The sequence below is a fragment of the Parabacteroides sp. AF39-10AC genome (assembly GCF_003635405.1).
GTDB lineage: Bacteria > Bacteroidota > Bacteroidia > Bacteroidales > Tannerellaceae > Parabacteroides > Parabacteroides distasonis.
The window spans coordinates 1-19,946 of record NZ_QTLP01000010.1 but is presented as its reverse complement, the minus strand read 5'-3'; the positions used below and the strand labels follow the sequence as shown (position 1 = coordinate 19,946).

Annotated in this window: 22 protein-coding genes and 2 pseudogenes; 20 read left to right on the top strand and 4 right to left on the bottom strand. The window is 47.4% G+C overall.

The window, feature by feature from the left end; translation table 11 throughout:
* Window positions 1–762: 762 nt before the first annotated feature.
* The 3 genes from DW033_RS10715 to DW033_RS10705 all read left to right on the top strand — a co-directional run bounded on the left by DW033_RS10715 (window position 763) and on the right by DW033_RS10705 (window position 2,126).
* A complete protein-coding gene (locus tag DW033_RS10715) occupies window positions 763–1,146 on the top strand; it encodes a single-stranded DNA-binding protein (protein ID WP_005807219.1) in 384 nt (127 codons plus the stop codon).
* Window positions 1,147–1,501: 355 nt separating this feature from the next.
* Window positions 1,502–1,816, top strand: coding sequence for a hypothetical protein (locus DW033_RS10710; protein ID WP_005807217.1), 315 nt, complete (start codon window positions 1,502–1,504; stop codon window positions 1,814–1,816).
* A 28-nt stretch (window positions 1,817–1,844) separates the two neighbouring features.
* On the top strand, window positions 1,845–2,126 hold the full coding sequence (locus DW033_RS10705) for an LPD11 domain-containing protein (RefSeq protein ID WP_005807216.1): 282 nt from the start codon (window positions 1,845–1,847) through the stop codon (window positions 2,124–2,126).
* A gap of 357 nt (window positions 2,127–2,483) precedes the next feature.
* Here DW033_RS10705 and DW033_RS10700 read toward each other — a convergent pair whose 3' ends face one another.
* On the bottom strand, window positions 2,484–3,098 hold the full coding sequence (locus tag DW033_RS10700; RefSeq protein ID WP_008781633.1) for a recombinase family protein: 615 nt from the start codon (window positions 3,096–3,098) through the stop codon (window positions 2,484–2,486).
* A 238-nt stretch (window positions 3,099–3,336) separates the two neighbouring features.
* Between DW033_RS10700 and DW033_RS10690 the strand changes: the two genes are divergently transcribed.
* The 7 genes from DW033_RS10690 to DW033_RS10660 all read left to right on the top strand — a co-directional run bounded on the left by DW033_RS10690 (window position 3,337) and on the right by DW033_RS10660 (window position 9,827).
* Window positions 3,337–4,377, top strand: a complete 1,041-nt coding sequence (locus DW033_RS10690) for a hypothetical protein (protein ID WP_005807214.1) — start codon at window positions 3,337–3,339, stop codon at window positions 4,375–4,377.
* Between the two features lie 18 nt (window positions 4,378–4,395).
* Window positions 4,396–4,842 (top strand): hypothetical protein, encoded by a 447-nt coding sequence (locus tag DW033_RS10685; protein ID WP_005815981.1) that lies wholly within the window; start codon window positions 4,396–4,398, stop codon window positions 4,840–4,842.
* 13 nt (window positions 4,843–4,855) lie between these two features.
* Entirely contained in the window at window positions 4,856–5,257 is a 402-nt protein-coding gene (locus DW033_RS10680) for a hypothetical protein (RefSeq protein WP_005807212.1), read from the top strand.
* Window positions 5,258–5,331: 74 nt separating this feature from the next.
* Window positions 5,332–5,826, top strand: a complete 495-nt coding sequence (locus tag DW033_RS10675) for a hypothetical protein (protein ID WP_225678910.1) — start codon at window positions 5,332–5,334, stop codon at window positions 5,824–5,826.
* Window position 5,827: 1 nt separating this feature from the next.
* On the top strand, window positions 5,828–6,673 hold the full coding sequence (locus tag DW033_RS10670) for a hypothetical protein (RefSeq protein WP_005815985.1): 846 nt from the start codon (window positions 5,828–5,830) through the stop codon (window positions 6,671–6,673).
* 219 nt (window positions 6,674–6,892) lie between these two features.
* Window positions 6,893–8,350 carry a MobV family relaxase gene (mobV, locus tag DW033_RS10665; protein WP_005815987.1) on the top strand — a complete coding sequence of 486 codons (1,458 nt, stop codon included), beginning with the start codon at window positions 6,893–6,895 and terminating at the stop codon, window positions 8,348–8,350.
* Between the two features lie 52 nt (window positions 8,351–8,402).
* Window positions 8,403–9,827 carry an OmpA family protein gene (locus DW033_RS10660; protein WP_005807208.1) on the top strand — a complete coding sequence of 475 codons (1,425 nt, stop codon included), beginning with the start codon at window positions 8,403–8,405 and terminating at the stop codon, window positions 9,825–9,827.
* Window positions 9,828–9,920: 93 nt separating this feature from the next.
* On the opposite strand, the gene DW033_RS10655 is transcribed toward DW033_RS10660, so the two are convergent.
* Entirely contained in the window at window positions 9,921–10,094 is a 174-nt protein-coding gene (locus DW033_RS10655; RefSeq protein WP_005807207.1) for a histone H1, read from the bottom strand.
* A 425-nt stretch (window positions 10,095–10,519) separates the two neighbouring features.
* Here DW033_RS10655 and DW033_RS10645 point away from each other — a divergent pair, with 425 nt between their 5' ends.
* From DW033_RS10645 to DW033_RS10615, 7 genes and pseudogenes are all read left to right on the top strand, one after another.
* Entirely contained in the window at window positions 10,520–11,101 is a 582-nt protein-coding gene (locus DW033_RS10645) for a hypothetical protein (RefSeq protein ID WP_005807206.1), read from the top strand.
* Between the two features lie 241 nt (window positions 11,102–11,342).
* A pseudogene (locus DW033_RS10640) lies at window positions 11,343–11,519 on the top strand (DUF1848 family protein); the annotation flags it as partial.
* 571 nt (window positions 11,520–12,090) lie between these two features.
* Window positions 12,091–12,912 (top strand): hypothetical protein, encoded by an 822-nt coding sequence (locus DW033_RS10635; protein ID WP_005807205.1) that lies wholly within the window; start codon window positions 12,091–12,093, stop codon window positions 12,910–12,912.
* A gap of 11 nt (window positions 12,913–12,923) precedes the next feature.
* Window positions 12,924–14,021 carry a DUF3575 domain-containing protein gene (locus DW033_RS10630; RefSeq protein ID WP_005807204.1) on the top strand — a complete coding sequence of 366 codons (1,098 nt, stop codon included), beginning with the start codon at window positions 12,924–12,926 and terminating at the stop codon, window positions 14,019–14,021.
* Window positions 14,022–14,037: 16 nt separating this feature from the next.
* Window positions 14,038–14,889: a hypothetical protein gene (locus DW033_RS10625; protein ID WP_229110506.1), complete on the top strand. Its 852-nt coding sequence runs from the start codon at window positions 14,038–14,040 to the stop codon at window positions 14,887–14,889.
* A gap of 40 nt (window positions 14,890–14,929) precedes the next feature.
* Window positions 14,930–15,793 carry a fimbrillin family protein gene (locus DW033_RS10620; RefSeq protein ID WP_005807202.1) on the top strand — a complete coding sequence of 288 codons (864 nt, stop codon included), beginning with the start codon at window positions 14,930–14,932 and terminating at the stop codon, window positions 15,791–15,793.
* A 123-nt stretch (window positions 15,794–15,916) separates the two neighbouring features.
* Window positions 15,917–17,749 (top strand): GLUG motif-containing protein, encoded by a 1,833-nt coding sequence (locus DW033_RS10615; protein ID WP_005807201.1) that lies wholly within the window; start codon window positions 15,917–15,919, stop codon window positions 17,747–17,749.
* Window positions 17,750–17,879: 130 nt separating this feature from the next.
* On the opposite strand, the gene DW033_RS10610 is transcribed toward DW033_RS10615, so the two are convergent.
* Complete coding sequence (locus DW033_RS10610; protein ID WP_085930924.1) at window positions 17,880–18,026, bottom strand: winged helix-turn-helix domain-containing protein; 147 nt, start codon at window positions 18,024–18,026, stop codon at window positions 17,880–17,882.
* 467 nt (window positions 18,027–18,493) lie between these two features.
* Between DW033_RS10610 and DW033_RS10605 the strand changes: the two genes are divergently transcribed.
* The 3 genes from DW033_RS10605 to DW033_RS10595 all read left to right on the top strand — a co-directional run bounded on the left by DW033_RS10605 (window position 18,494) and on the right by DW033_RS10595 (window position 19,602).
* A complete protein-coding gene (locus DW033_RS10605; RefSeq protein WP_005807200.1) occupies window positions 18,494–18,979 on the top strand; it encodes a hypothetical protein in 486 nt (161 codons plus the stop codon).
* 85 nt (window positions 18,980–19,064) lie between these two features.
* Window positions 19,065–19,259 (top strand): hypothetical protein, encoded by a 195-nt coding sequence (locus DW033_RS24890; RefSeq protein ID WP_005807199.1) that lies wholly within the window; start codon window positions 19,065–19,067, stop codon window positions 19,257–19,259.
* Between the two features lie 52 nt (window positions 19,260–19,311).
* Entirely contained in the window at window positions 19,312–19,602 is a 291-nt protein-coding gene (locus DW033_RS10595) for a hypothetical protein (protein WP_005807198.1), read from the top strand.
* Window positions 19,603–19,642: 40 nt separating this feature from the next.
* Here the strand turns inward: DW033_RS10595 and DW033_RS10590 are convergent.
* A pseudogene (locus DW033_RS10590) lies at window positions 19,643–19,894 on the bottom strand (DNA primase); the annotation flags it as partial.
* Between the last annotated feature and the right edge of the window lie 52 nt (window positions 19,895–19,946).

Here is a 19,946-nt window from a genome sequence, read left to right as displayed (position 1 = left end):
GGAGTTGAATATTCAGTTCCAGCCCGTAACTTCATTTACCGCAATAACCTTTTATATCCAAAACTTCATTGAGACGCAGATGGCCATTGGCCGGACAATGATTTTTGCCGGATTATCCATTTATATTCTCTTTTGGCTGCGCCATATCCCTTTATAAAATAGAAGCTGAAACTCGCATAACGCGCCCGTTCCGCTTTGTCTCCCAATCGGGCTTCAGCCCTTTTTTCATTTTGCCTTCTTTTCCCTCATTTCTCTTGCCGGATAAAGGCTGCAACACCGATACGCCAGCACCCCTTTGCCAATTCTTCGTCTTACGGCCTTTCCCACGCCGCAGCTTATACGCTTACTGCCAGTACGGCATATCATCCTTGCCGCTTCAAATCATGAGACATGGTGCTGTTTCTCGCCAGAAGCTCTTCTTCCTATGCCAGCCGAGAGTTGAAACCAATTCGTGCCCATTGACAGCACCGTCCGTCTTTATTATTCCTTTAACCAGTTGCCAATTGTTTTTCCTCTTCTTTTTCGTGACTGCTTTCTATTGAAGTCGCCATATCGTTTTTCGTTGCAAAGTTAGTATGCAGCCGGGCGCGACCCATGGTCTTGACCAATGGCGTAACAGTACAAATCTTCCTTTATCAAGCCTCCGGTTTGGGAGAACCCCAAAATAAAGAGTATTTATACGTTATCCTTGGTGCATCCCTTTACTGCACCTACTTTTTATGCACCGTAAAACTGATTTATTAACTTCAAAAAGCAATCGAAATGAAAAAGTACGAGAACAATTTCGCAGTAACCGGTTATGTCGCAAAAGACGCCGAGGTTTATCAATTCACTAACACAAGTGTTGCACGTTTCCCTCTGGCTGTTGCCCGCCAGGAGAAGATCGGCGAAGAAACCAAGCGCATATCCGCTTTCATGAACATTGAAGCGTGGCGCAAGAATGAAAATTCCGGGTCGTTTGACCAGCTTACCAAAGGTACGCTGCTGACCGTAGAAGGCTACTTCAAGCCTGAAGAATGGACTGACAAAGATGGAGTGCAGCACAACCGCATCGTGACGGTTGCAGTCAAATTCTATCCGGCTGTCGAGAAGGAGGAAGAAGTTCCTTCGAAACCGGCAAAAGAAGCGAAAAAGGGCAAGAAGTAATCCCTGTTTTCCTGACAAAGCGGCTTTCGGGCCGCTTTTGTTTTGCTCGAAGCCTTCCGTAATATAGCCTTTTGTATTTCACGTTTTCCCCTTTTATTGCAATGCCTGAAATTCCCTACACGCCTATTTCGAAAGCCCGGTTATTTCTTCTGCAAAGTTTGATTGCCGGTTGTTTGTCCTGTCAAGGAACGCTTATGCTTGCTGCTGAAAAATCTTCCTTTCCGACATGTCGGAAAGAGTATTTTTCGCATCCTCCTTGCCTGACAGACCGCCAATCTTGTGGGCAGAAAAATAATCAACCTTCCGATACAGGATGTATCAGAGGGAAATAAAAACAACTAAAAATTTTAATGATATGACATTCAGAGCATTTATGGCAGAGAACGGGTATAACGTACAGACTACTTTTTGGGAAGATTTTTCAGCGGCCGACATTTTCGGGTTATCGGCTATTCAGGACACTTTCAACCGTGCCTTTGAAGAGTGGAAAGGCAACTGCAAGTACCTTACGGAATTGGTGTTGGTATTGAATCACAAGATATGGCAGCACTATAAAACGAAACCGAATGTGGCGGCGTTGTATGATGCACTCTGGAGACAGGCAGACCAGTATGCGGTTGAGAATCTGAAGGACGAAGAGTTAAGCTATTATTATGACGTAACGGACTGATTGTATAACAAGTTAATGTAAATTGAGTATGAACACGAATAACAAGCCAAGCACAGCAGGAAGGACAACGGCTGATGATATATTGCAACGAGACGCACGGTTCAGATATATGCTGTTAGCCAGGATGCAGTCAGATTGTGAGTATTATTTGGATTACGGAGGCAGAGACCCCAAACGCCTGTGGGCAGGTGATGAAGAACGGCAAATCGATTTAATGATAAAGTTGCACGACAGCTTCAAGGAAGGAGAAAAGCCGCAGTGGCTGACAATGGACAAGATTTTGGAATACAAAAAGGAAATGAATAAATGACACCAAGCCCCCTAAAAGTCAAGCAAAACCTTTGGGGGGGCTTATATTGATATAACGAGGATGCTATTCATGACGCAGTTTTCCTCTTTTAGTTTTCCTTTTTTACTGTTCCCTTGCGTGAACAGTTGGCAGCAATGATTATTTATCATGACGGAAGCAGCTTTTGCTGAATCCGCCAAATATGCCCTTCACGATTTTGCAAAAGACATAAAGTACCAATACTACGACTATAATTTCTCCCATATCCTTTTTTATATTTAGCGTTACAAATTTCCAATAAGGGTCAGAGGCTTCCCTAAATATACTTAAACTGACAGGCAAATCCGTCACTAATATGGCATCGGTTGCCTTGACTTCCTATTTCCTATTTCCAGGTACGCGGCCAGGTTTCCTGCTGAGTGCCACATTGTACTTGCCTAAAATTTGGTACACAGTACTTTTGCTCTTGACATTGCAATGCGCCATGATTTCATTGACTGAATACCCGTTGTTGTACATGTCCACAGCTATTTTATCCCGCTCGGTCTTGCTCAACATTTTGCTCGTCTTCACCGGTACACTGATACTCTGTTGCAGGCGTATCACCCGGTCAGATGACTTGCGTAATACAGCCACTTCTTCCGGAAGAGATCCGAACATGGTCAGCACCTCCGCCGCCGTCGTGTCCGGAAACAATTCACCACGGGAGTCAATCTTGTCATGGATGGAAATAATGCGGACCACTTTGATCCGGCATAACTCTATCAATGCGGCCAACTCCCTCAAACCGCGCACGGCGTTACTGAATTTCGAGACAACCAGTTCGTCCCCTCTCTCAAGATTTGTCATGAGCTGTTTCCAGCGAGGTCTGAGCGTCTCGTGCTGGACTGATTCCTCTATCACTTGTACACAACCGTACTGGCACATCCATTCCTTGTCCGCATCATATTCATCATACGAATTTGCCTTAAATATATAACCAACTTTTGCCATGTCAATATCCAATACAAATGATAACAAGTGCAAATATACAAGTTTTATTTGAGTGGCCAAATCAAACCATTATAAAAATCGAACTATTTATTTTTTCGTCCTTTTTCCTTTCACTTGTTTTCATTGATAATCATACTATTAAGTACGATATTGAAAAATACACAAAATACAGTTCCAATGGTATTAAGTATAGAAAATTATATATAGTTTTGCGTGAAATAGTACGAAAACATATAGTATGAAAATTCAAAAAACGAACCTTAAAGCATCAAGTTTTTTACACATGATAGCTGCCGCTTCAATCACGGTATGCATGTTCACATCATGTAATGGCGGATTGACTGAACAGTCCGAAAGCGATCCTGCCGGTACATACAGAAATTATCTGCTCGAAGTAAGGAAGATGAAATCTATTTCATTTGAAGAGCTGTCAGAAAACCTTTGCCAATGGCAAGCCATAAGAGATTCCGTTTTTAACCATGTCCGGCAGGACACGGTTGGGATCCATGGTCAAGACCTTCGTAAGACATGCGAAGGCATACATGATTCCCTACGCCTGGAGTTCTCGCGTCTGGCTTTGTCAAGGCCACGTTCCTATCAGGAGTTATTCCTATTGAAAAGAAAACTTTCATCTAATGACAAAGACAATGGATTAATCCGGACCGTGGAAAAGATCCGTCCATTCTTTGAGTCATTAGATAAACGCCCAATCCATAAGGGAGACAGGAAGCAAATCATTTCGGATTATCGTACTTTGCTGGCCAACACTCTCCGAAATGGCATACACGGGACAGATGACATGACAGAGTTCATCGGAAAAGAGGATGCTATTTTTCGGGCGTTCTTGCCATATCTGTGCAGCATTGGTGATGAAGACATTTCCGATATAACGCGTGATACGGAAAAATGCTGTTTGCAGATTTTGTTTGCCGCCGAACGTAAAGAGATACCTCACCAGGATGCCCTCGTTTACCTGGCCATGCGAACCAATCGCAGACTGATACTTAATACCGGAACCTGCATCAATGACATTCATAATCAAAAGGTCCAAACAAAAGCACAAGCCTACGCATATATCTGGATGCTTATGCGCCCATACGTTTCTATGGACAGTTTCCACCTGTCGATGCTTTCTTCCAAAGACCAGGAACAGCTTGAACGGTTTGCCGTACAGACTCCGGCCATATTTGAGACTTTGTGCCGAATCTTGAACTCGGGAGACAACCGCCTGGATGAATTACCCGGAATGCTTATGGAGATTTACATTCACACGCTATAAACATAAAATCAAATGAATATGCTACGACACTTTCTGAAAGACTTTATGACGTTTGTCCCCCTTCAGTTGCCACAGCTGCTCGATGTAACCACTATGGAGGAGCCGCAGTTTTACGGGGACTATGTCCTGCTGACTTTTCCATTGCATGATCCTTATGACCTGGAAGAAGTGATGGATATGCTGGAGGATGATATGGAACTGATTGTGCTTTATCATCACATTCCTATGCAAGACGAACCGTTCGGCCATAGTACATGCGCTTACTCCAATCCATCTTTCGGCCAAATGTTCAAGGTGAACGCTAAGACTGATTCCGATGGCAAGGTCCATACCGTCCTTGTAACCATATATGATTCACTTGAACAAATGTACGGGGATCTCTGCCTTGACTTGCAACTCCATTCTAAAAGCGGAAAGCTGAAATACCAGAAGAACAAGGAGGACATACTTATTGACTTTTTATAAAAACAACATCATCATGAGAAATACATTATACAGGCAGATGGTCTATTGGATCAATGCCCACCGAACATGGATAGAGGTCGCAGACGACAACCTCTATAAAGAACATATCATCTCAAGAAGTGACAGGACGGACTACCTTGTCTCCCGAACTTTGGTCCTGCGGGCGTTCAAGACAAACGGAACATACCTCGAAGGTACCACATGGGCCATCCCTGAACATGAACTGAACAAAGCTTTGGCTATCTATCGCAAACAGGACCGGTCATTCAAGCAGCGAATCAAAAAAGCTGCAATGAACCTCACGGCCGTGGATGCCGAAACCATTATCCGCTTGGCAACTTATGATATTGTCCACTTGGAACTCAGAGCAACACCTATACACGTACCCGAAAAACCATATTACTTATGTTACTGAAAATATTGCAACTCATCTTTTGCGTGACCCCTCTTGTACTGTCATTGATATTGTACAAAAAGCCATACCGGTTTATGGCAAAGTTTCACGCTTCCATGAAACAAAACATCAGAGCCCGCAAACTTTATACACGGGTGATTCTGTTCCTGCTACTGCTTTTCCACTATGTCTATGCAAGTGGACATGCTGGTGAATTCGGCATCCTGGTATCAACCGTTATCTGTGCCGCTATGTTCTCGTTCAAGCTGGCGGACAGGTGTCTGAGCCGTTTGCATGATTCCATGGGTCTGTTTGCCGGCATCAGTGCTATAACATTGGTCAGCTGCTTTGAACCGTATCTGTACACTACTACCGTAACTGCGTACTATATTCTTTTGGCAGCCCTGTTCTATCCCTCTGCTCCGGTCACAGCCGAATGCGATGATGAAGAAAAGGCTGAAGGAACGACAACGCATCCTGAAACGATATCCGAAAAGAAACACGATAATCATCACGCGATGGTGTCTTTGAAGCGGACAAAGGCAGCATTTCAGAAACTCCGCACTGTAATAATCATTAAAACAAAGTAAAATGGAAAATAGTCAAGAGAATACGACCTTTATATTGGCAGATGTCAAGGTGTTCGATTTCCTGAAGGAGAAAGCCGGAGACCGTAAAACGAAGACGGAAGCGTATTGGGACTTGCTGGACAGATCAATGGCAGGTTTTGTTTCTCCATTTGTAAGAAAATTGGAGCGAAAACTTCTTCCCAACCAATGTCATGTGACAATCTCCGATCTTGCAGAATTCTGGCATTGGCATCGTGCCACTGTCCGAACCTTTCTGGATGCTCTGGAATCTTTCGGGCTACTTGAACGCACAAAACTTAATAAAAGCGTCATTATCACCATGACCGTGCAGTCTGGAAAAAATGCAACAGCCGGAACTGAGCAGGATGAGCCGGACTTTGCCACACGAATCGGCAGTATATTGTCCGAATGGGTCATCGGCAAGAAGACATCGGAGGATGCCGGTCATTCATGTGGTCAGGCTCTTTGCCAGGCATTAGCCGCCATTGCCGGTAAAGATAATTCTCAGGCTTCCGGCAACGGCACCGATACGGTATCGGCAGAAGTCGTCAGACAGGAAGAAAAACTAAGGGAAACAATATTAGAGTGTATTGCCAATGCCGCTCTCCAGCGTGTGTTGCGTAAGTCAAGATTCGATAACAGTTCACAACTGTCGCAGTTCTTCACCCTTGACCTCGGCGGTGAATGGGGCGCGTTTATCGAGACCGCCAAAGAGCTTGCGGAGCTTGTATTTAATCCCGAAACATCCGGCGCAGGTGTTGATATGGACAGGAACAAAGAACTCCTTAAATCGTTCCGTATTCCCTTTTTATCGCTTGCGGCAAAAGCCCAGACATTGTCGGACTGAACCGGGAAACGAAAATGAATTGTATAACCAGGAACAATCCATCCCTATCTCAGTCCTGACATCCTTCCAGTTTTATGAGGCAAGTGGGCTTGCCCACATGCCACGAAACAGAGGGAGTGGGTAGCCTAATACCCCTGCCGACTAACGTCGCAGGGAGGCATGTCCGAACAAGCAGCAAGCTGGGACATGATGGATTGTACAAAACAACACGGAAACAATATGGCAAATGCAAAACAGGTACTTGACGTACATGTATCCAAAGGGATAACAGTGGCTCAGAGTAATGAACATATGCGCAATTGGACAGAGAAAGGTTGGAAAAGGGCTACTGACCTTGGTAATTATGACACGACACGTGAACACCTGAATTTTGAAGTCGTATCAGGAGGTAAGATCCGTCCTATCGACAAAGGCCGGAGCATTCCTGAGCGAATGGCTGAACTGTTGCATAAACGAGGCATAAAGGATCCCAATGAAGGTTTGGAAGAACCGAGATTCCGTACAGTCGTAAATATCATTTTTGGGGGCTCTCGCACACGGATGCAGGAACTCGCATTTGGCAAGCAGGAAGTCGATTTTGAAAAAGGTGCGGACAATAGACACATAAAAAGGAAGAGTGAGATTGAACGTTGGGCAAAGGATGTCTATTCATTTGTCTGCGGCAGATATGGTGAACAGAATATTGCCGCATTCATTGTACATCTGGATGAGTTGAATCCACATGTGCATTGTACTTTGCTGCCAATCAAAGATGGGAAGTTTGCGTACAAGGAGATATTTGCCGGTAAGGACAAATATGAATTCAGCGGGCGCATGAAACAGCTTCATACGGACTTTTATGCAGAAGTCAATAGCAAATGGGGCATGTCCAGAGGCTCAAGTGTTTCCGAAACGGGAAAGAAGCATCGCAGTACAGAAGAATACCGTCGTATGCTGTCAGAGGAATGCTCTACAATAGAAGAGAATATCAGCCGCCATCAGCAAGTCCTTTCCTCTCTCCATTCGGACATCCGGATGGCAGAGCGCAGGGTCAAGGGCTTGACTTCAATGGTGGAAAACTTGAAAAAGGAGCAGGCCGAAAAAGAAGCCCAATTGTCGGCACTCAAAAATGATATGGAAGCCCGGAAAGGTGATGCACAGACTTTATCTGCCGAGAAAGAAAAGCTCGAAAATGAGCTGGCCGCTATCCAGAATAAATTGGCAGACAAACAGGAGAAGCTACAGACCGCTGACCGACAACTTTCCGAGCTCAAGGAAAATATGGATGCCATTCAGGAGCGGACAGAAGAACTGAAGGAAGAAGCATACAAATACTCGCGTGATGTACATTCCAAAGTGGACAGTCTGCTCAAGGATGCCATGTTGGAGAATATGGTCAATGAGTGGCGGGAAATGTCGGCACAGATGAAGCCTTCCGAACGGCAACAGTTCGATGACACGCTCCTGTGTTCCGTGGCGGAACGGGGGACGGAAGTCATGCGCTGTGCGACAATGCTGTTTCTTGGAATGGTCGATGATGCCACAACATTTGCCGAAACACATGGCGGCGGAGGTGGCGGAAATGACCTCAAGTGGGGACGTGATGAAGACGAGGACAACCGTGCCTGGGCTCTCCGGTGCATGAAGATGGCAAGTCGCATGATGCGTCCTTCCAGTGGCAAAAAAGCCAAACGATAAATGGCAGAAATGTATTATAATCAAAGTTATAACAAATAAAAATCATTTGAATATGACAAAACAAATCATTCTTATCTTTGCCGTTCTCTGCTCCGTGCAGGTACAGGCAAATTCACGATATACAGAAAGAGATACTGTACAACATGAGTTCTTCCATGATGCCACAGAACTGTTCCAACCCCTCCAGCCGGTCTATCTTGACGGTGTGGTAGTGCCAAGAACCGGGAGTGGCAATTGGTTTGTCAGTGTCACCGGAGGTGCAACCGCTTTTCTCGGAACGCCTCTTGGCTGCGAAGATCTGTTCGGACGTGTGAAACCCTCGTACAACCTTGCCGTCGGAAAATGGTTTACTCCTGCCGTTGGCGCCCGCATACATTACAGCGGTTTGCAATTCAAAGATGCCGGGTTATCCACGAAAAATTACCATAGCGTCCATGCAGACCTGCTATGGAACCTGCTTGGTTATCGGTATTCCGGACAGGAGCAGACACGCTGGGGACTTGCCCCATTTGTCGGAGTCGGACTGATACACAATTCCTCCAACAAGACTTCTCCTTTCGCCTTCTCATACGGTATTCAGGGACAATATCGGATTTCAAAACGGGTAAGTGCAGTACTGGAGTTCTCGGGGACAACAACCTCACAAAAATTTGATGGCTATGGCCGAACAAACCGCCTGGGTGATCATATGGTATCACTGACAGCCGGATTCACCTTCCATCTCGGGAAAATAGGTTGGAAACGAGCTGCTGATGTCACGCATTACATCCACAGGAATGAACAGCTCATCGATTATTCCCGTGCCTTGTCCGAGAAGAACAGCCGCTATGCCGGACAACATGACCGCGACAAACGAACGCTTGCTGAACTGAAGAAGATTCTGGAAATCGAAGGTCTGCTTGATACCTACGGGCACTTGCTGGAAGATGAGAAGAATGGACAACAAAGATATCCTGTAAACAATTATAGTGGGTTGAACTCATTGCGTGCAAGACTGAAACACAGACATTGGGACGGAATATCTCCTCTCGATACGGCATTCATTCATAACAACAATAACAACAAGGACAAACAGAATCCGGATTCCCTGGTATCGAATAAATTCATAACGGCTGAAGGGCACAATCCCATGGTTGTGAATCATGTCTCGGATAGCTGTATCGGAGCTCCTGTATATTTCTTTTTCACTCTTAACACGGCCCGCCTGACAGATGTTTCACAGAAACTCAATCTGGATGAATTGGCAAGGGTCGCAAAGAAATATGACTTGCATGTAAGAGTTACCGGGGCTGCGGACAGTTCTACAGGGACATCCGGCATCAATGATTCATTGAGCCAGTCAAGAGCGGACTTTATCGTTTCGGAACTGAAACAGCGCGGCATTCCTGCAGAAAGGATCACAAAAATCAGCAGAGGTGGAATTGCCGACCATCTGCCGACCGAAGCCAACAGACACACGAAAGTTGAACTGTTTTAGCCATAGAGAATCTATTATTAACCAAAAGCCTCTCCGCTGTGAAGCGCAGAGGCTTTTTACTTGATACCTGGTATGTACGTATTCCGAAAGGAATCATTTGGAGGCTTCCAGTGATTCTTTTCTGAACTGTTTCAGAAGCTTTTCAAGTTCAAGTGACGCTTTACGGGCACGCATTCCTGCTGCCTTATTGCCTTTTTCAATCTGAAGTTTGGCATTCTCTGAAAACTGAGCGAACAATTCGCTGATCTGAGCAAATGAATTTTCCATATTACAATACATTTATATAATACAATACGTTGGCAAAGATATTGAAATATATCATTCTTTTGTCAGAACGCGTTCTGTTATATCATGAATAGCATGATAATGCCATTTTTATACCCATTTCTATATTCAATAAATTGATATTCTCTCTCATCACCGGCTTTCCTTGCCGGAGAGATTTCATATGCAAAGGTACAGCGACGGACGGTCGCCAAGTACCGCTGTGCTAACGGCTCCCGGATCTTCACGGCAGCCTTCCACAAATCGAAGATTTGGGTATTCCGCTTTATCCTGTCACTGTTTACTTGTCTTGTTCGTCCTATGCTCGCTGTCTGTCCTGCATAAAAATCATTCCCCTACAAGAAGCCGGAAGAGCTTCGATAAGAGGGAAAACAAAAACAATGTTCAACAATTAAATTATTACGATTATGCCGAATTGGTGCAGTACTGCGTATGTGATAGATGGCGACGCAAAAGAAGTGAAGCAACTGTATGAGTTGATGAAAGGACTGGAAGAACGTAAGACACCTTCAGTAGAAAACGGATTTGGGACTACTTGGCTGGGATGTCTCGTGGATGCTTTGGGTAAGGATTGGAACGATGTACGTTGCCGTGGCTCTTGGAACGGACTTGAAATGGACGGTGATGTATTGAAGTTTTCCACAGAAACAGCGTGGGCCCCATGCAGTGAGACATTTGACCTTGTGAGGGAAGCGTTCCCCAATCTTCGCTATTACTTTCAGGCGGAAGAGCCAGGCATGGAAGTATATGAAACAAACGATGAATTTGGTACATATTTCAGTGACAGGTTCTTCTTGGACGCATGTTCCCCAGAGGAAGAGTATCTCAGTGAATATTTCGAGACCCAAGAAGATGCGTTCGCTTGGCTTGAAGAAAAATGCGGAGAGCCGATAAAGTCAGCAGAGGATGTCAAGGCACTTGACGAACGCTGGCAAAGCAAGAGCGAAGATGCCTTCTGCTACCTGCATGAATTTCAAATAGTAAACTAATTCAATCCGACATCAGCAAATGATTCCCGAGCATTATTTGTTCGGGAGTCTTTTCTATACTTTTATAGACCGCCTGTTTTACAAAACTGCGCTGGAGCTGCATACCCTTTATATTCGGCCAGGTTATTCCTCTTGTAAGAAATATATGATTTCCTACCTGCCGGCACTTTCTTGTCGGAGAGATTTTATATGCGAAGGTACAGCGACGGACGGTCGCCAAGTACCGCTATGCTAACGGTTCAAGGATACTGGACAGCGAAGAATATGCGGATGTGCAACGTCTAAAGATATTGGAGAATACAACACCTGTCCTCATTTGTGCGAATATTGTTATGCAAATTCTTCCAAACATATTGCTGTCGAAAATTGGAAACGTCATCAGAAAAACAGATTTGCTGAAACGATAACCGGCATATAACTCCCATCATTTTTGTGTGCTTGGAATCGCCGGGCCATCCCATGCTGCCTATTATATTTTTCTTCGTGATAAATAACTTCCGAACTTCATGGTACACATATGGCAAGAAAGGTTTTTGAATTGTGTACAAAGTTTTGCAAAATAATATCAATCAATTTATTGCCGAATGAAATAATATTTGTATTTTCGCTATTGTAATTTGAAAAATGTCTTATCTATGATGTATGAATGGTGATAAAAGCACAGATATATGCCACCCGTATATAACAAATATTTCTTGTTCAAACGGTGCTTCGCCTTGTCAGGCGGAGATTTTTTCCGTGCCATCACTGTTTCATAAGGCCATTTTCAGCTTCGAGAAACATCTGTACGATGTATTAAAAAAGTCTGTCGCAAATTTGGAAATGTGTGAAATTCGTGTAAACACACACATTCTGACCGGCATTCCTCGCGCGTTAATTTACTTATTTTCAAAAAGATACGCAAGGACGGAAACTCTTTTTTCAGGAGTTTTCCGCCCTTTTCCGTATTCGTATGTCCTCTTTTTATCCACCTTCAAACTGAATGATGTATGAATACAGAAACAATCCATATCCTGATAGCCGCCTGCACGCTGATTGCTGCGGGCATCACATCCTTCCCGTACAGGCTGAGCTACGGCAATACTTCATGGCTGCCCTGGTGGATGCAGCCCGACTGCAGATACCTTGAGCGTCCTTATGAGTACGACTATCCGGCACGCAACATCAATCTGCTTTTTTCCGTTTCCGTTATGGTAATCGGGATACTGGCGATGCTTTTCATCCTGACTCCGGATCTGCCCGACGACGTACCGGCAGAGAGATGGTTTGCCGCCCTTGCAGTTCTTTACCCTGCATATGCCTCCTGCCAGGTGCTTTTCTGGAGGAAGGACTACGGCGACGGTTTCTGCTATGCCGACAGGATTACATCATTCAGCTATGGAAAGGTATATACGATTCTTCTGGCAGCTGCAACCACATTTGCCCTTTACCTTACAAATGTGATGACATTACCTGTTTATCGTGGGGTGAGTATGGTCTTCTGTCTGCTCTGTTGTCTGTTCCTCATATATGATTATATCCGGGTATTCCGGCTTCGTGGAGACAATGAATACAGTGACCCGATAGGAATAAAGGAAATGTATCCCGAAAGCCTCGGTCTGCTGGCTTTTCCGCCTCTTGCTGTCTTGTCCGAGGGGGCTTTATGGTGGAACCCCTCTATATGTACCATTGTTTTTGCCGTTCTGCTGTCAGTGAACACGGTGTTGCGTTATCTGTTCCGCTTTCACCCTGCAATCAAAGGTGACGAGCACGAGCGCAGAGGGTATCTGCGGTATTGGAGACGGCATAATTTTGAGGATGAAATAATATAACTGATAAAAATATGACTGAATTGAAAAAATGGATTACGACCGCACTGTTGACACTGCTGTTGCTTCCGGCAATGGCGCAGCAGAAAGCAGACACGACCTACACCTTCCGCTTCGTGCCGCAGAAGGACATGTTCTATGTTCCCTGGAACGGCAATGACATGGAACTTGCCCGTCTGCTGGAGTGCATTGAAAGCAACAAGGCGGACATTCTTGACGGCAAGCTGCCGCTTTATGTCGATGGCTACTGCAATTCCTTGAATGGCGAAAAAGAAAACCTCGCGATAGCCAAAATTCGCTCGAACCGTGTGAAATCAGAATTGATTACACGTGCGGGAATCAAGGAAGAAAGTTTCATCACCCGCAACCATCCGGCAGAGGGCGATTTCGTGACCGTGCGCCTGACGGTGCCGGCTGAAGAAACAACCGTATCAGATGTGGAAGCAGAGGCACAGCGCAAAGCTGAAGCCGAGCGTCTGGCTACGGAAAAACGTGCCGAACAGGAACGGCTTGCCGAAGAGCAGCGCAAGGCGGAAGAAGCCCGACTTGCCGCTGAAAAGGCAGAAGCTGAGAAAGCCGCTCAACAAAACACACTTGCCGACACGCCGTCGGAAACCAAAATCACAAATGATTATCATCTCTCCCTGCGTGCCAACCTGCTGCGCTGGGCTACCCTGACACCCGATTTAGGACTTGAATGGCGCATCTGTCCGTCGTGGGGCATTGCCGTAAACGGCTCGTGGACTTCATGGAGCTGGAGCGACAAAGACCGCCGCTATGCACTCTGGGAAGTGGCTCCGGAAGTGCGTTACTACATGGGCGAGAAGAAAGCCTGGTATCTGGGTGCTATGTTCAAGGCCGGACAGTTCAACTACAAGCTCTCCGATACGGGCAAGCAGGGCGACCTGATGGGTGGCGGCATCACTGCCGGCTACCAGCTGCGGCTGAACAAGGCATTAGATCTTGATTTCAACCTCGGTCTGGGCTACCTGAATGCCGACTATGAGAAATATGAAGTCATCGACGGTGTGCGAGTACGCCGCGGCAACGAGACAAAGGACTGGTGGGGCCCCATCAATGCCGGTGTGACATTGGTATGGAAGTTATTCTAACTCGGAGGAATTGAATATGAAAGCAAGACAATATATAAATATGATGGGAATGGCAGCCGCCGTGCTGCTCTCTTCCTGCGTGAAGGACACGCTTTATGACACGCCGCACCCCGACAAGGGAGCTGTCACCATCAGCCTGACGGGACTGTCGGCAGACGATAACTATGTACTCGATATGGACGGGAAGATGGCCGACATTACAGGTTCGCCATTCACCAATCCCGACCTGCTCAATCCGGGAACACACAGTATGGTAATCTATAACCGTGCGGAAGGTTTCACTTTCGACGGACGAATGGCACGGGTCAATGCCCCTGATGGCAAGAGCCGTGCGGACGGTGCATCCGTAATCCCCCTGCCGGGCTATCTGAAGACCGTCAGTCAGGAGATAACCGTAACAGCTGACGACACGCTGCGTGTCAACCCTGTTCCGCAGCAGCGTGTACGTGACCTGCAACTGGAACTGGAAGTGACGCAGGGACGCCCCGAACTGATACAGAGCGTGACCGCTACCCTCAGCGGCATAGCAGGAGTTTTTGACATGGAGAAGGGACAGACCATCGGCGAACCGACCTCCACGGTCTTCTCCTTCACCCGTGACGGCAGCAAGCTCACGGCCGACGCCCGCCTGTTAGGAACCATGGGAGCCGTGCAGACGCTGGTGCTGGACATCGTCTTTACCGATGGCGGACGCACACAGCGCACGGAAGTCGACCTGACGGAAGCCCTTGCGGACTTTAACGGCGATATGACCACCGCCTACCGTGTGACCGGAACACTGGAAACCCCCGTCGGCATGGAAGAAGGCAAGGGCGAAATTACCGGCTGGGAAACGGTAGAAGGTGGTGATGCCAGTGCGGAAATGTAACGGTAACTATGCAATTTAACAATTAAAGACTATAAATATAATGAAGACAAGATTTTTTGCTTTCGCAGCGCTGGCATTGACACTTGCCGCCTGTAACAACGACAACGAGAACCTGAATGACGGCCCGGTAGCCGCCCAGTTTATCGCCGACATTACGCCCGCTACCCGCGTCAATTCGGAAGGAACCGACTGGACCGACGGCGACCGCATCGGCGTCACCGGCGCAGGCTTCACCAACGTGCCCTACAAGAGAGAGAACGGTAAGTTCGTGACCGACGGTACGACCATCTATTTCAATGACACCGAAACGCATACCTTCCATGCCTACTATCCGTATCAGTCTGACGGCGGAACGGTGACCGTCAGCACCGCAGCCGACAAGCAGGGCACGGGCATCGACTTCCTCTTTGCCTCGGGAGCCACGGGCAACACCCACAACCCGACGGTGAGCTTCACCGGCGACCATACGTTCCACCACTGCATGAGTCTCATCAAGTTCACCTTCAAGGCAGGCGATGGTCTCAGTTTCAACGAAACGGAACCTGCCGGCTACACGTTGGAGGGGCTGAAGCACGAAGGCACATTCGACACGGCTACCGGAACAACTGCTGTAACCGCAGCCGCCGAATCGCCGATTACCATGCAGCTGGGCGGTGCCACCACTTCGCAAGTCATCATTCTCCCACAGGAAGTGAACTCCTCTCTTAACCTTAAAGTGTCTTACAACGGACAGAGCTACAACGCCCAACTGAAACTGCCTGCTACACCCACAGCCAATTTCTACACAGCAGGCTATGCATACACCTACAACATAACGCTCAACAATAAGGACATCGAGGTGAGCGACCCCACAATTAACCCGTGGGAATCCGGAGATTCGAACGATGCAAGTGCAGAGTTGTAAGCCCTACATACCGCTGCCCCGGCGCAAGCGTCAAGCCGGAGCTGCCCATAGACACTATGGTGCGACGGCCGTCTTCGCAGGCGGCGGCAGCACAAAACGAAAACAAATAAAAGACAACCCGATATGAAGAAAAGACATTCCATCCATCTGCTTCTTGCTGCAGCCGCACTGCTACTTGCCACGACTGCCTGCACGAAGGACGAACTGGCGGACGGCGACCGTCTGCCCGAAGGACAATACCCGCTGGAGATAGCCCGCATCACCCTCGGCGTGGAGGGCGGCGAGGCGCAGCCCTGGGGCGCACCGCAGACGCGCGTCAGCGAGACCGTGGACGGCACGGGCAGCGTGTTCGACGCGGGCGACCCGTTCGCCGTGCAGATAGACGACGGCACAGAGACTGCCACCTACACCGTGCAGGACGACGGCACAGCCACCTCCGACGCACCCCTCTACTGGACGAACACGACACCCAATCGCACCGTCAGCGCCTGGTACCCCGCCACGGACGGCACCCTCGACCTCGGCGACCAAAGCCAAAGTCTTGCCTATCTGCTGAGCGGCTCGGGCACGGGAGACTACCAGACACCCGTCACGCTGACCTTCACCCACCAGCTGGCCAAGGTGCGCGTCACGCCCATCGGCGATGCACTCGACGAAGTAACCTCCCTCCAGCTCTATACCTACACACGGTGTACTTATGAAAAAGGTGAGGTAGTGCAAGGCTCGCAAGAAGACTGGATAGAGATGATGAAATGCGAATATACCGAAAACGGCAACGCCATCACCTGCTGGGAGGCGAACGTGGTGCCCGGCTACGAAATCACGAAACTGCGGGCAAACGGCACCGAGGAGCGCAACCTCTCCGCTGCCATCACTCCCGAGGCGGGCAAGTTCTATGACATCACGCTGGATAAGGACAAGGGATATACCGACGACGGACAGGGCAACTACATCGTGACTACTGCCGAGGGATTGAAGGCTGTGGCAGACATAGCCAACAACGGTAATCTCGGTATCAACATTACTTTGACTGAAAACATCAATCTCACAGATATGGAGTGGACGCCGATAGGCACAAACTACAATAACGCATACACCGGCATCTTTGACGGCAACGGCAAGACCATCACGGGGCTGACCGTGACGGGAAGTGACCAATATGCGGGTCTGTTCGGAAGGATCGGCTCCGGCGGCACGGTGAAGAACGTGGTGCTGGAGGGCGTACAGATAACAAGCGATAACAGTTTGGGCAGCGTCGGCGGCGTGGCAGGATATAGCTATGGCAACATTGAATACTGCTCGGTGTCGGGTAGCGTCAGCGTCAGCGGCATTAGCGACGTAGGCGGTGTGGTGGGCTACCAAGTGGGCGGTTCCATCACTGGATGCAGCTCCTCGGCCACAGTGAAGGGAACGCAGCGGGCAGGCGGCATGGCAGGTGTAACGAATAGTGGTGCCTCCCTGACCGGCTGCTACGCTACAGGCGACGTGACCGTTGAAAATGACGGTACAGACACCTATTTTGCCGGCGGTGTGGTGGGAAGCAACGGCTCATCCTGCACCCTCAAAGCCTGCTATGCCTGGGGCAGCGTGACCGGTAGCGGAAGCGGCACCGTCTATACAGGCGGCGTAACGGGAAGCAACGATTTAGGCACCCTGACTGCCTGCTACCATGCCAAAGGGACTGTCAAAGGCTCGGACGGAGCCACAGGCGGCGTGGCGGGACGGAACTACAAGGGCCTCATGCCGTATGGCGGTATCATCACCGCCTGCTACTGGGGAGGCAACGGTCAGGAACAAGGCATCGGTGAAGACCAGGTAGGCACCGGCGGAACCACGATGGTGACGGACAGCAACTGGTCAGGAGCCAAGGATGCCATGAACGACGCCTTGCAGAGTGCAGGTTCAGAGTGGCAGTACGAACTCACCGGAGCATTGCCAACATTGAAGAAACAGTAAACTGTCGGGCGGGAAAAATTCCGCCCGAAACGGGAGATAACCGAAGTATAACAGTTGTATCTGCGGTTATTGAAAAGTGAAAAAAGAAGCCTTCGGCAGTGCCGGGGGCTTCTTTTTTATTAACTAATCTTTATCCAATATAAAGATTCAACATCAAGCTCAGATTAGCCAGTTTTCCGTCATGAGGAGCATTAAAAATGATCTTGTCCTCACGAGCCAACCAACCAATTGCTCCAGCAAGCTGCCGTTCATCCAGACCAGTTGCTTTCGTTACCACCTCATTTTTTCAAGAGTTTCCATATAACGGCGGATCATTCACCATTTTATTTGTATCCATAACTAAAAATTTGCCGATACTGGCATATAATCCTTGTTGTATTCGTGCGGCCGAAATTCCTGGCCATCCATGCCGCCTTTTATATTTCCCTCCTTTTACATAACCACTACTTTTTTATCACCTATAACCGTTGGTTTTTTCTATTGGCCCAAACTCGCGTCATCTTGTTTTTTACTCAGCAAATGTACGGCGGATGAATGGCTTCCCAAGTACCGCTGATGCTACATCGTCGAATTTTTCCGAAACTTTCCGGAATCACAGATTGCGGTATTTCATAAAAATTCATCCTCTGTTCCTTGTTCCCATTCTTATTTCCGCCGTGATTCTCGCACGTAAAAATCAACCTTTCGGCGAGTCTAAAGGCTCAAGAAAAGGGAAATAAAAACAACAACTTAAAATTCAGAATTATGCACAGCAGAGTTTTTCAAATTTCAACAACACAGATAGACAAGGAAAACTATCTGAACGAAGACACCCTCAATCAGGGCGACAACAGTTTTTACGATTATTGTGCCGACATCAGCGATGAAGAGCGCAAGGAAGAGATAACCAATTTAGTCAATTCCATCCTGCCGAAAGGAATGTTCGAACTTGTATCGGAAGACACGATACGTTATACAGGTGATGGCATGGAACAATGGAAAGAGAAGTATGTTGCAGAAATCCGGAAGAAAGCGGACGCCATTACTGTCGAAAATATGTTTGAGTGGAGTTCTACATATTACCTCAAGCAGGCAATAGATAATCCGCTGGATACCGGCTATCATTTTTATCTGAATGGAGACGGATGCCAGTCATTTGCCGAGCCATCCTTTGAGTTCATGCTGTTTGTCAGCTCTCTTGAACCCGGCACTTTGCTCTATGTCGGAGGCGTCATTGATTATCACTTCTGACGGTATATGTCGTATAGCCACCCGCTACCATGCGGGTGGTTTCACCCAACTCATTTAATGAAGTACAGCAATTGAAAGTATTACAATGAAGACAAAAACACTCCATAGTCAGGATGCAAAAAAAGTTGGCATCAGCAGTTTCCCCAATTTTCACAAGTCAGGAAGCATCAGTGGAATGAAAAAAACCTATTATGGACGGGACGCCCTGCTTGTGCGTTGTGGCGGTTATATTTACAATGTGTCAAGTGCCCCTGAAATATACTACGAAGTAGCACATTAGTATTTTAGTAAAGTAGTAAAATAGTAAAATAGTAAATAAGTAAAATAGTAACATGAAGACTTGCAGAAAAGATTTTCAAGGCAGGAAAAGCACAACGGTTCTTAAATTGCTTTGCCGTAATATAGCTGCCGGACGTTTTAACTGGCGGAGATACTGTACGCCTCAGACTTATTTCGGTCAGGAGATTTGCGTTACACCATTGCACTGTTCCTATGGCCAAATCGGCTACACCGTGCATTTCCCTTACTCCAACATGCCGGAAGTGGAATATGATTGGGAAATGGGAAAATTGACAGTAGATGAAGAAAACTGGAAAGAATATTTCCGACATAGCGAACAATGACAAGGGGCTGGCATTCACACCAGCCCCAAATCCTTTTCCTTCATCGTCGCATTCCACCGCTATATTCGGCCTCCTGCTGTTCCTCCCTGTATTCTTCCAGGTCGTTCAGTTGCTCATTCACGCCCTGGAGATTGGCATCCAGTGTCATGTTGTGGTCATAAGGGTAATGATGCTTCACGGTCATGCCCGCGTTGGTCATCGTCCCCACATCCAGCGAGTCCCTGTCCCTGTTGTAATTGACATGCAGCACGTCACCGTTCGGCATTTCGAAGACCGGCATCTTGTGCCGCGTTTATGTCTGACATAGAATTATGTTGGGCATTAGTCTAAACAATTAATAATCA

Bases quoted from the DNA above. Each gene is read 5' to 3' on its own strand.
- DW033_RS10715 (WP_005807219.1), top strand. From the start codon at position 763: ATGAAAAAGTACGAGAACAATTTCGCAGTAACCGGTTATGTCGCAAAA.
- DW033_RS10710 (WP_005807217.1), top strand. From the start codon at position 1,502: ATGACATTCAGAGCATTTATGGCAGAGAACGGGTATAACGTACAGACT.
- DW033_RS10705 (WP_005807216.1), top strand. From the start codon at position 1,845: ATGAACACGAATAACAAGCCAAGCACAGCAGGAAGGACAACGGCTGAT.
- DW033_RS10700 (WP_008781633.1), bottom strand. From the start codon at position 3,098: ATGGCAAAAGTTGGTTATATATTTAAGGCAAATTCGTATGATGAATAT.
- DW033_RS10690 (WP_005807214.1), top strand. From the start codon at position 3,337: ATGAAAATTCAAAAAACGAACCTTAAAGCATCAAGTTTTTTACACATG.
- DW033_RS10685 (WP_005815981.1), top strand. From the start codon at position 4,396: ATGCTACGACACTTTCTGAAAGACTTTATGACGTTTGTCCCCCTTCAG.
- DW033_RS10680 (WP_005807212.1), top strand. From the start codon at position 4,856: ATGAGAAATACATTATACAGGCAGATGGTCTATTGGATCAATGCCCAC.
- DW033_RS10675 (WP_225678910.1), top strand. From the start codon at position 5,332: ATGGCAAAGTTTCACGCTTCCATGAAACAAAACATCAGAGCCCGCAAA.
- DW033_RS10670 (WP_005815985.1), top strand. From the start codon at position 5,828: ATGGAAAATAGTCAAGAGAATACGACCTTTATATTGGCAGATGTCAAG.
- mobV (WP_005815987.1), top strand. From the start codon at position 6,893: ATGGCAAATGCAAAACAGGTACTTGACGTACATGTATCCAAAGGGATA.
- DW033_RS10660 (WP_005807208.1), top strand. From the start codon at position 8,403: ATGACAAAACAAATCATTCTTATCTTTGCCGTTCTCTGCTCCGTGCAG.
- DW033_RS10655 (WP_005807207.1), bottom strand. From the start codon at position 10,094: ATGGAAAATTCATTTGCTCAGATCAGCGAATTGTTCGCTCAGTTTTCA.
- DW033_RS10645 (WP_005807206.1), top strand. From the start codon at position 10,520: ATGCCGAATTGGTGCAGTACTGCGTATGTGATAGATGGCGACGCAAAA.
- DW033_RS10635 (WP_005807205.1), top strand. From the start codon at position 12,091: ATGAATACAGAAACAATCCATATCCTGATAGCCGCCTGCACGCTGATT.
- DW033_RS10630 (WP_005807204.1), top strand. From the start codon at position 12,924: ATGACTGAATTGAAAAAATGGATTACGACCGCACTGTTGACACTGCTG.
- DW033_RS10625 (WP_229110506.1), top strand. From the start codon at position 14,038: ATGAAAGCAAGACAATATATAAATATGATGGGAATGGCAGCCGCCGTG.
- DW033_RS10620 (WP_005807202.1), top strand. From the start codon at position 14,930: ATGAAGACAAGATTTTTTGCTTTCGCAGCGCTGGCATTGACACTTGCC.
- DW033_RS10615 (WP_005807201.1), top strand. From the start codon at position 15,917: ATGAAGAAAAGACATTCCATCCATCTGCTTCTTGCTGCAGCCGCACTG.
- DW033_RS10605 (WP_005807200.1), top strand. From the start codon at position 18,494: ATGCACAGCAGAGTTTTTCAAATTTCAACAACACAGATAGACAAGGAA.
- DW033_RS24890 (WP_005807199.1), top strand. From the start codon at position 19,065: ATGAAGACAAAAACACTCCATAGTCAGGATGCAAAAAAAGTTGGCATC.
- DW033_RS10595 (WP_005807198.1), top strand. From the start codon at position 19,312: ATGAAGACTTGCAGAAAAGATTTTCAAGGCAGGAAAAGCACAACGGTT.